Source organism: Ruegeria sp. BHSA123 (assembly GCF_059613425.1).
This window is the reverse complement of the sequence record NZ_JBXWSL010000158.1, coordinates 1-1713: the sequence shown is the minus strand read 5'-3', so window position 1 is coordinate 1713 and position 1713 is coordinate 1. Positions and strand designations below refer to the sequence as shown.

Sequence of the window (1713 nt, the reverse complement as noted above, 5' to 3'; positions counted from 1 at the left end):
GTGCGATGGGCGACAGGCTTCTTGGTGCCCGGATTGGCCGCAAATTCGATTACGCGCGTTACGGCGCGTATTCAAGTTTTGTGCTGAGCGCGCCTGATCTGGCTACCGCGCTGGCGCGCGGGGCACGGGCGTTCTTGCTGATACACCCAGGTTCAGAGATCGTATTTCGTCAGACCGAGACCCATGTCGTGGTCGGGCGCAGTGCAGTCGGGCTGACGGTCATGGGTCACAAACATCTGGACGAAGGCTCGGTGTTTGTCCTCGCTACCGTCATCCGCCACTTTCTGGGCGAAGGCTGGCACCCGGACTGGATTGAACTGCCACATGAGGCGCGAGTCGATGTCCCGAAGATCGAAGAGATGATTGGCGCCCCCGTGCGTCTTCGGGACAGCCCGCCCGGTATTGCCATCCGACTGGGCGATTTGCAAACGCGCAACCCTTCGCCCCGCAGTCTGGACGCGAACATTGATCTTGATGATCTGGCGGCGTTGATGGGCGTTAATCCTGTGCAGACCATTGGGGATGCAGTGGAACAGATATTGCAGATCACTGTCGCAAACGCGGATATGTCAGAGGATACCGTGGCAAGCCATCTTGCAATAGGGCCGCGAACCCTGCAGCGCGCGCTGCGTCAGGAAGGCACGTCCTTCAACGCCGTCCAAACCCGCTTTGCAAAAAGCAAGGCACAGCATTTGCTGACCCAGACCGACAGGTCTATTGACCAGATCGCCAGTACGCTTGGCTATAAAGATCCCCGCAGCTTCCGACGCGCCTTCAACCGCTGGACAGGCGTTTCGCCCTCTCTCTATCGAACCCAGCAACGCGCAGGATCTGACCCGGTTTTGGCAGACTAGACCCATCGAGGTCGTGCCCGGTGCGGGTGCCGGGCATCGAAACCGCACCCAATTTGCGGCTGATACTTATGGTCGCGCGTGGCAATAAACGATTGCCAATGTCGGACTATTTGCAAAAGAAATGTGTGAAATCTTGTGCCGCAAATTCACAAAGCGGCCGGAATATGACGGAGCGTTAAGGGTCTGATGCGTAGGTTTTGGTGGCTATTGATCTGTGTCGCCCTGACTGGGTGTGCAGCGAAAACCTACAATGAAATTGACATTATGCCTTCGCCAACGGTCTTTGCTGATGGCACGCTTGATCCATTCGAGGATGTGACCGAGGGCAATTTCGAGTCGCGGGCGCGACTGTTTTACGCAACAGACCGCCAGCCCGCAGGACCGGACGACCCACAGAAAAGCTACAATAACGCACGGGGGCAAGTGCTGCGGGCGGGTGTCGCGCAGGTTGCGTCGGACCCGCCGCTTGAAAGCTGGGAAAATGCACGGCGCATAACACTCGCCGCGGCGCGGGATCAGGACTATAGGCTGCGTGTGGTGGGCGTGGCCGAGACCGGCATCTTGCCGTTCAGCGCAATCAAATACATGGATACCCCACCCAGCCGTGTCGAAGTTGAAGCCGCCGGTCGCCGTTTTGCGTCACAAATTAATGCGCAGTTGGCGCAATCGGCCAACAAGGACATTTTCATCTACATCCACGGCTATAATGTGGACTTCGACTATTCCACCCTAGTCTCAAGCCAGTTGCAGCATTTTCTGGGCTATCAGGGCGCTTTCATCAGTTACAACTGGACAGCAACCCCAAATACGCTGGCCTATTTCCGTGATCAGGAATCGGCGCTGGCCTCGCGACGTTATC

Annotated in this window: 2 protein-coding genes; both read left to right on the top strand. The window is 57.3% G+C overall.

What is annotated here, in order from left to right:
* The coding region (locus AC2FNC_RS20735; protein ID WP_496716568.1) for a helix-turn-helix domain-containing protein at positions 1-854 on the top strand (854 nt) is incomplete at its 5' end.
* 264 nt (positions 855-1118) lie between these two features.
* Positions 1119-1713, top strand: a 595-nt coding sequence (locus AC2FNC_RS20730; RefSeq protein WP_496716566.1) for an alpha/beta hydrolase, incomplete at its 3' end; no start/stop codon positions are given.